Genomic DNA, 8,113 nt, shown 5'->3' on the forward strand with positions numbered 1-8,113 from the left:
TGCTTGTCCTCGGTCGGCCCCCAGGCGAAATCGATCTGGCGCCGGCGGACCTTCAGCTGTTGCCACTCATGCGGCGGCGTGAAGTCGCTGCGGTTCATCCACCAGACGTTGTCGCCGCTGGCATCGACGAACTTGATCTGGAACTGATTGGCCGGCGCGTCGCCGCGCACGCGCAGGTCGAACACATAGTTCTCTGGCAGCTGCAGCGGCAGCGCGCGGCGCGCCACCGCATAACCGGCGACGCCGTTGAAGTCGTAGGCCAGGCACAGCGCCTTGCCGCGCACGCCGGGCGCGGCGCGCAGGCTGAGCTTCACCTGGTCGCTGGCGCTGGCCTGCCACGTCGACAGGTCCTCGAAGCCGTCGATCAACACGGGTGCAGCGGCGGTTTGCGCCTGCGCGGTGGCCGGCAGCACACAGGCCACCAGCAGGAAGCCCCAGAACCTCATCCCTTGACACTCCCGACCATCAGGCCCTGGATGTAGTAGCGCTGCATCGCCAGGAACAGCGCCAGCACCGGCAGCACGGTGACGACCGAGCCGGCCATCATCAGCTCGTTGTCCTGCACCCGTTCGCGCGACAGCGCGGCCAGCGCCACCGGCAAGGTGTGGCGCTCGCTGTCGGTCAGCACGATCAGCGGCCACATGAAGTCGTTCCAGCTGCCGAGGAAGGTGAAGATCGCCAGCGTCACGATGATCGGCTTGAGCAGCGGCACCACCACCGCGGTGAAGATGCGCCACTCGCTGGCGCCGTCGATGCGCGCGGCTTCCAGCAGGTCGTTGGGCAGCGTCATCGCGTACTGGCGCACCAGGAAGATGCCGAAGATGCTGGCCAGCCCCGGCACCAGCACGCCCGCGTAGGTGTTGACCAGGCCCATGCCCTTGAGCATCAGGAACAGCGGCATCATCGCCACCTGCGCGGGGATCACCAGCGTCGTCAGCAGCAGCGCGAACAGGCGCGCACGGCCCTTGAAATTCAACTTGGCGAAGGCGTAGCCGGCCATCACGTTGAAGGCGCCCGAGACCAGCGTCAGCGCCGACGCCACCAGCAGGCTGTTGAAAAAGTAGCGGCCCATGCCGGCGCGCGTGAACAGCGTGTGGAAGTTGGCCAGTGTCGGGCTGGCCGGCAGCAGCGGCGGCGGCTGGGCACTGGCCTCGCCCGGCGCCATCAGCGACACCGACAGCATCCACAACAGCGGTGCCAGCGTCGACAGCGCGATGAAGGCCAGCGCGGCGTTGACGGCGATGGCGGCCACGGGCGCTTTCAAGCGACCACCTTGTGTCTCGGCGCTTTCAAGCGACCACCTCGTGTCTTGGCGCCTTCATGCCTGCGCTCCCCGCCGCCGGGCCAGCCACAGCAGGCCCTGCGTGCACACGGCCATCAGCACGAACAGCAGGAACGCAACCGCCGAGGCCGAGCCCAGGTTCCACCACTTGAAGCCTTCCTCGTACATCAGGTAGAGCACGCTGACGGTGGATTGCAGCGGCCCGCCCCGCGTCATCACATAGGGCTCGGCAAACAGCTGGAAGTAGCCGGCCATCGTCAGCACGCTGACCATCAGCAGCGTCGGCCCCAGCATCGGCAGCGAGATGTGGCGCATCTGCGCCAGGCGGCCGGCCCCATCGATGCGCGCGGCTTCGTACAGGTCTTCGGGAATCGCCTGCAGCGCGGCGATGAGGATGATCATGTTGTAGCCGAAGTTCTTCCACACCGCGAACAGGATGATGGTCGGCATCGACCAGGCCGGGTCGCCCAGCCAGTCGGGCGCCGGCAGGCCGATGCCGTTCAGTGCGGCATTGACCAGGCCGTAGCGTTCGTGGAAAAGATAACGCCAGATCACCGCGACAGCGACCACCGTGGTGACCACCGGCGCGAACAAGGCCGTGCGATAAAAGCCCTTGAAGTGCGCGAGCTTCGAGTTCAGCAGCAGCGCGCAGCCCAGCGACACGGCGATCGACAGCGGTACGCCGACCAGCACGAAGTACACGGTGTTGCCCAGCGCCTTCCAGAACAGCGGCATCTGCAGCACCTGCGCATAGTTCGCGAAGCCGACGAAGCGCAGGTTGCCCAGGTCGGCCAGCGCGTACAGGTCGAAGTCGGTCAGGCTCAGGGCCAGGCCGGCGATCACCGGGCCGACGAAGAACAGCGTGATCACCGCGAGCGCCGGCGCAACGAAGCTCCACGCGGCCAGCTGCCTGTTCACGGCGCTGCTTTCGCAGCCCGGTCGAGCATCCAGCGGCGCTTTTCGAGAAAGCCATCCACCCGCGCGTCGATCTCGCGCGCGGCCACATCGGGCGGCACGCGCTGGGCCACGCTGCGCGCCGCGACGTGCTGCATCTCGTTGGCGATGCGCTCCCACTCCGGCACCGCGGGCGACGGCTTGGCACGCTCCAGCTGCTCGCGGAAGGCCCGCGCATGCACATCGTCGCGCAACGCCGGCGCGGCCCAGCTGGCGCGGCGCGGCGGCAGATCGCCGGTGAGTTCCCGAAAGCGCAGTTGCTGCGCCGGCTCGGACAGGAACTCGATCAGCTGCCACGCCGCGGCCTTCTGCCGCGAGTGCCGGAACATCACCAGGCTGGAGCCACCGGCGGTGGACGCACCCGGCCCGTCCGGCCCCGGCAGCGGCGCCGTCATCCAGGCCGATTGCTGCGCGGCCGGCAGCCGTGTCTTGAACTCCTGGATGTTCCACGGACCCGAGATGTAGAACACGAAGGTGCCGCGGCCGACTTCCTGCCAGACGTTGCCGATCTGCGTTTCGCTCTGCAGCGGCGCCCAGCCCTGGTCGAACATCTCGGCATAGAAGGCCAGTGCGCGCCGGAAGCCCGCGCTGCTGAAATTGCCGCGCCGGCCAGCGTCACGCAGCAAGGTGTCAGGCTGCTGCAGCGCCAGCGCCAGCAGCGGTTCGAACTCATTGAGCGGCAGCACGATGGCACGCTGGCCGGGCCTCAGTTTGGCAATCGCGCGCATCATCGCGCGCCATTCGTCCCAGGTGTTCGGCGGCGCATCGAAGCCGGCCTGCGCCAGCAGGTCGCGGCGGTAGAACAACAGTCGTGTGTCGACATACCAGGGCACGCCATAGCTGGTGCCGGCTATCACGTTGGTGTCCCAGATGCCGGTGAAGTAGTCGGCCCGATCCACCACCACCGATCGCTTGACCCGCCCATCCAGGGGCTCCAGCGCCTTCAGCGCCACCATCTCGGGCACCCAGGTGTTGCCCAGTTGCGCCAGGTCCGGCAAGGCATCGCCGGCAAAGGCCGTCAGCAGCTTTTCATGCGCCGAAGTCCAGGGCAACTGCTGCACTTTGACCCGAACGCCGGGATGGCGGCGTTCGAACTCGGGCATCAGCTGCGCGACGACCTCGCCTTCGCGGCCCATGGCCCAGAACGACAGCACCGTCGACGGCTGGGGCGTGCACCCGGCCAGCCCCGTCGCCAGCGCAGCACCGGCGCGCTGCAGCCAGCGGCGGCGATCCGGCAGCGGTGTCATGCGCCCGCCAGCCAAGCACCCCGGAACCCGGCACGCTCCAAACCTCGGCGCAGGTGCGGGTTCTTGCGCATCGTCTGCCAGATCAGGCCGTTGCGGTGGTTGGCGATCATCGTGACGATGGGCCCCTGGTCGATGCCCAGGTAGTCGGTGTCGACCCAGCCGAAGCCGGGGATGACCTGGCCGTTGCCGATCGGCGCATTCGCTGCGGTGAAGCTGGTGTTGAAGGCATCGAGGAAGCCATAACGCCCGTAGATGGTGTCACCAAAACGGCGGCGCAACTCGCGCAGCGCCGGCACCACGACTTCGGGCGCGAAGGGCAAGGAGCTCAGCGCAGCGGTCGGCGCCACGGTACCGTCGTCCACCGTCTCCTGCAGCCCGGCGCCGCGGGCGCGGTAGTCGAAGAACTGGCGCATGCGGCCGCTGTGGTCCGGCAGCTTCAGCATGCCGGGGCCGTCGCAGGCGGTGAGGCCCCAGACGTTCTGGTCGTAGTCCTTCCAGCCGCCGGGGTTCAGCGTTGCGTAGGCGCGCTGCGACAAGGTGGCGCGGCGGCTGTTCTCGAAATAGTCCAGCCCGCGCCGGCGCATGTAGTCGTCCTGGATGCCGCGGAAATCGACCCAGACATGCGAGTACTGGTGAAAGAACAGCGGCGAGCCGCCAAGATGCTCGTAGCCCAGGAAGCCGCCCCAGGATCGGCTGTAGGTGCGCGTGAAGGCGGTCCAGGTGGTGTCGTCGGCAGGATGCGTCGGCGAGCCCATGGCCAGCAGCAGCAGCAGCATGGCTTCGTCATAGCCGGTGTAATCGATGAAGCGCTCGAAGCCCGACTCCGGCGTCCAGCCCATGCAGATGAAGCCAGGCCGGCGCTGCGCCCAGGGCCAGTCGACGCGGCCGTAGATCTGGTCGACCCGGCGGCGGATCTCGGCCTCGGCGGCATCTTCGCCGTCGAAGTAGGCCTGCGCGCACAGCATGCCGCCGAGCAGCAGCGCGGTGTCGATGGTCGACAGCTCGACATTCGCATTGAAGCGCGCGCCGGTCTGCATGTGCAGGAAGTGGTAGAAGAAGCCGTGGTGGCCGGTCATGCCCGCGGCCTGCGGACCCTGCGGCGCATCGGCGAAGAAACGCACGGTGGCCAGCACGCGGTCACGCGCCTCGGTGCGGCTGACGAAGCCGCGGTCGACGCCAGCCACATAAGCCGTTAGCGCGAAGCCCACCGAGGCCACGCTGGCCATCGGCGCGGTGCCGGGCCAGCGGTCCGGGCTCAGGCCGTTGACGGGGTTGGCGGTCTGCCAGAAATAGCGGAAGGTGCGCTGCTCCAGGTCGGCCAGCAAGGCCTCGTCGCTGGGCAGGCTGCCGCCGACCCGTGGCGCGGTGCGGGCCGGGGCGGTGGCAAGGCCGGCACAGCCCGCCAGCGCGAGCGATGCAGCGGTGGCCGGCAGCAGCGCGAGCAGATCACGCCGCGTTACCACGAGTAGGCGAGTCCCAGCTTGTAGGTGCGCATCGGGGCGCCGCGGCTGTTGGGAACGCCAAGGTTGGCGTTGTCGCCGCCGAGGTAGTTCTTCGGATTGCCGGGGCCGCCGACCCAGTCGTCATAACCGCCATAAGTCACGGTGTTGAACAGGTTGAGCACATCGATGCGGATAGACACCTTGCCCAGCGGCAGGCTGAAGCTCTTGGCCACGCCGAGGTCGAACTGCGTCAAGTCGTCCTTGTCGCCGACGCGGTAGACGCAGTTGTTGAAGCCTGCGGAACAGTCAGTGAGCTGGCGGATGCGGCCAGCCGCATAGGTCAGCTTGCCCGACAGCAGCACGCCCCAAGGCAGCAGCTTGTCGCTCAAGCCGGTGGCCACCAGCCGGTGCTTGTCGACATCGAGCGACGGGTTCCAGCCAGCGGTCGACTTGCCGTAGGTCCAGTTGAAGATGTCGTTGGTCCAGCTGCGATGCGTGGTCTTCGCGTCGCTGTAGGTGTAGGCCACCGACACGGCCCAGCCCGAGTCCGTGGTGTAGGGCTTGTCGGCCTTCAGGTACAGCATGTCGGTCTTGGCTTGCGTGACGAAGTCGCCCAGCACCAGCGTGCCGTAGCCGTTCGGTCCGCCCCACAGCGGGTCGATCGAGCTTTGCGTGCCAAAGCCGCCGTTCGGATCCCGGTTGCCGCCGAACCAGTTGAACTGGTTCTTCGCATGGCTGCGGCTCAACGCCACCTCGGTGTTCCAGATACCCGCCGCCTGGCGCAGCCCCAGCGTGTACTGGTCGGTGAACGGCATCTTGTGGTCGTTCTTGATCAGCCAGATCTCGCCGTTGGGTTGCGCGTTCTTCTGCATCTCGTCAAGTGCATGGTTGGCCATCGCCCGGTCGTAGGCCCGGCCGGCGCCGGCGAAGATCACCGAGCTGCGGTCGCCCGTCAGGTCATAGCTGAAGCCCACGCGCGGCTGCCACGCACCGGTGAAGGCCTTGCGGCTGTTGCCGTTCGAGATGTACTGCTCGATGTCGATGCCGCCCTTGGCCAGCGACTGCGCGTAGGTCTGACCGGGTGCCGGCGTGATGTTGGCGCGCACGCCGTCCAGCCCGCGCAGCGCGGCCACGCGGTCAGCGGGTGTGGCGTAGTCGTCGTTCAGCGCATTGGTTTCGTAGTCCCAGCGCAAGCCGAGGTTCAGCTCGAGCTGTTTGCTGAGCTTCCAGTCATCCTGGAAGTACAGGCCGATCTGCTGGTTCTTGAAGCTCACACCCACCGGCGTGACGGCCGGGTCGATCTGGCACTGGTCGGACTTGAGAATCCGGCCGTTGATCGTCTCCTGCGACGTACCCAGGCAGCTGACATTGCCGGGGTCGTAGTACGGCTGGCCCGTGACCTTGTCGATGATCGTGCGCACAGAATCGACGCCTCGGAAGGTGCCCGAGAGGGCGAACTTCAGGTCCTTGAGCTTGACGCCGCCCTTCATCGTGTGGCCGGCCAGGCCGGTGAAGGTCAGGTCCTCGGAGACGAAGACGCCTTTCTGCTGACGCCGCTGCATGTTGGGCGAGCCGCCGTCGAGCAACACGTCGCCGATGTTGTTGATGTTGTTGGTGGGCGACGCCAGGTAGCGCACCAGCGGCGTGTTGGCTGCGGAATGCGGATTCCAGGTGTAGTCCTCGTAGCCCAGCCTCGCTTCGCTCAGCACATCGCCGCGGGTCCATTCATGCTTCAGCGTCACCCGGTTCTCGGTGTTCTCGCGGTCCAGTTCGTTGCCGGGCAGGCTGATCAGCTTGTCTTCCGGCACACGATCGGATTCGTCGCGATAGCGCACCGACAACTCGAGCTTCTGATCGTCAGCGATCTGGGCGTCGAGCTTGGCCAGCAGCAGGTTCTCCTGGAAGGTCGACTTGGTGCTGCCCTGGCGCGCCAGCAGGCCGGGCACGATGCCGGCATTGGGCAACTGGTCTGCACGTTGCGCGATCACCTGGCGTGGCTCTTCGATGTCCTTGCCGTCGTAGGCGACGAAGAAGTGCAGCACGTCCTGCTTGATCGGTCCGCCGAGTGCAAAGCCATATTGCTTCTGGCTGGTTGATGGACGCTTCACGCCAGCGGCTTCAGCCTTCTTCTCGAAGGGATCCGCCGCGGTCCAGTTGGCTCCGGTGCGGTCGATGAAGGCCTCACCGTGGAACTCATTGGTGCCTGACTTGGTGATCGCCGTGATCGCCACGCTGGAGACCTGGTCGAACTCCGCCTTGTAGTTCTGCGAGATCACCTTGTATTCGGCGATGGCCGATTGCGGGAAGGCATTGCCGCGGGTGGAATCCAGGCCCGAGATGCCACCGCGCAGGATGTAGTTCTTCTGGCCGACACCGTCGATGAAGACGTTGACGTTGTCCTGGTTCTGCGCGCCGGACTTCAGCGTAGTCTGGCCACTACCCTGGTCGACATCGAAGCGCACGCCCGGCGCCATGTCGGCGAAGGACAGGAAGTTGCGCGTGACCTGCGGCAGCGCTTCGATCTGCTTGCGCGACACCGACGTGCCGACTTCACTGGTGCGCACATCCTTGCGCTGCAGCGTGCCGACGATGGTCACCTGCTGGCCGGCGGCGCCCAGCGCCAGGTCGACCGACGCGGTTTCACCGACCTGCACCGTGATGCGCTGCGACTTCTGCGCACCGCCGGCCGCATCGACCCGGATCTCGTAGACGCCCGGGGCCAGACCCGGCAGCACATAGCTGCCGTCGGCACGGGTTGTCGTGCGATAGGTGTTGCCGTTGGCGGTGTTCACCGCCGTCACTGGCAGACCGGCCTGGGCCGCCGCCGTGCCGCTGGTGATCTGCCCCTGGATCGTGGCGCTGCTCAGCTGTGCCTGTGCGGCGCCGGCCAGCGCCAGCACCACCGCGGCCGCCACGGCGCTGCGGTGAAAACCTGTGCGTATCGTCGTCATGCCTGTCTCCTGTCTTGTGTTGGCTGTCGTTCGAACGAAAGAAAGACTCACGTGGCCGTGCTGATCTGGTGCTAGCGTCCGGAAGTGGACTGGCGAATCACCAGGTCGGCGCGCAGCATCTGGTGCTGCGGCGTGCAGTGCTCGGGCTCTTCGATGCACGAGGCCAGCCGATCCAGCGCCAGCGCGCCGAGCTCGGTGATGCGCGCACGCACGGTGGTCAACGGCGGGTTGACGTAG

General features: G+C 66.9%; 7 protein-coding genes. All 7 read right to left on the reverse strand.

What is annotated here, in order from left to right; genetic code table 11:
• Nucleotides 1–446, reverse strand: a 446-nt coding sequence (locus VLK61_RS31945) for a hypothetical protein (RefSeq protein ID WP_325427760.1), incomplete at its 3' end; no start/stop codon positions are given.
• Nucleotides 443–1,264 carry a carbohydrate ABC transporter permease gene (locus tag VLK61_RS31950; protein WP_325427762.1) on the reverse strand — a complete coding sequence of 274 codons (822 nt, stop codon included), beginning with the start codon at nt 1,262–1,264 and terminating at the stop codon, nt 443–445. The genes VLK61_RS31945 and VLK61_RS31950, both read right to left, overlap by 4 nt.
• Before the next feature lie 54 nt (nt 1,265–1,318).
• Nucleotides 1,319–2,200, reverse strand: a complete 882-nt coding sequence (locus tag VLK61_RS31955; protein ID WP_325427764.1) for a carbohydrate ABC transporter permease — start codon at nt 2,198–2,200, stop codon at nt 1,319–1,321.
• Entirely contained in the window at nt 2,197–3,483 is a 1,287-nt protein-coding gene (locus VLK61_RS31960; RefSeq protein WP_325427766.1) for a sugar ABC transporter substrate-binding protein, read from the reverse strand. Before VLK61_RS31960 ends, VLK61_RS31955 begins: the two co-directional genes overlap by 4 nt.
• Nucleotides 3,480–4,946, reverse strand: coding sequence for a glucoamylase family protein (locus VLK61_RS31965; RefSeq protein ID WP_325427768.1), 1,467 nt, complete (start codon nt 4,944–4,946; stop codon nt 3,480–3,482). The genes VLK61_RS31960 and VLK61_RS31965 overlap by 4 nt, the downstream gene beginning before the upstream one ends.
• Complete coding sequence (locus VLK61_RS31970; RefSeq protein ID WP_325427770.1) at nt 4,940–7,876, reverse strand: TonB-dependent receptor; 2,937 nt, start codon at nt 7,874–7,876, stop codon at nt 4,940–4,942. Before VLK61_RS31970 ends, VLK61_RS31965 begins: the two co-directional genes overlap by 7 nt.
• Nucleotides 7,877–7,947: 71 nt before the next feature.
• Nucleotides 7,948–8,113 (reverse strand): substrate-binding domain-containing protein (locus tag VLK61_RS32300; protein WP_414636903.1); only part of this gene is annotated, 166 nt, incomplete at its 5' end.

The sequence above is a fragment of the Aquabacterium sp. genome, from assembly GCF_035476535.1.
Lineage (GTDB): Bacteria > Pseudomonadota > Gammaproteobacteria > Burkholderiales > Burkholderiaceae_C > Pseudaquabacterium.

Excerpts from the sequence above, each read along its gene's own strand:
- VLK61_RS31960 (WP_325427766.1), bottom strand. The coding sequence starts at position 3,483 with ATGACACCGCTGCCGGATCGCCGCCGCTGGCTGCAGCGCGCCGGTGCT.
- VLK61_RS31970 (WP_325427770.1), bottom strand. The coding sequence starts at position 7,876 with ATGACGACGATACGCACAGGTTTTCACCGCAGCGCCGTGGCGGCCGCG.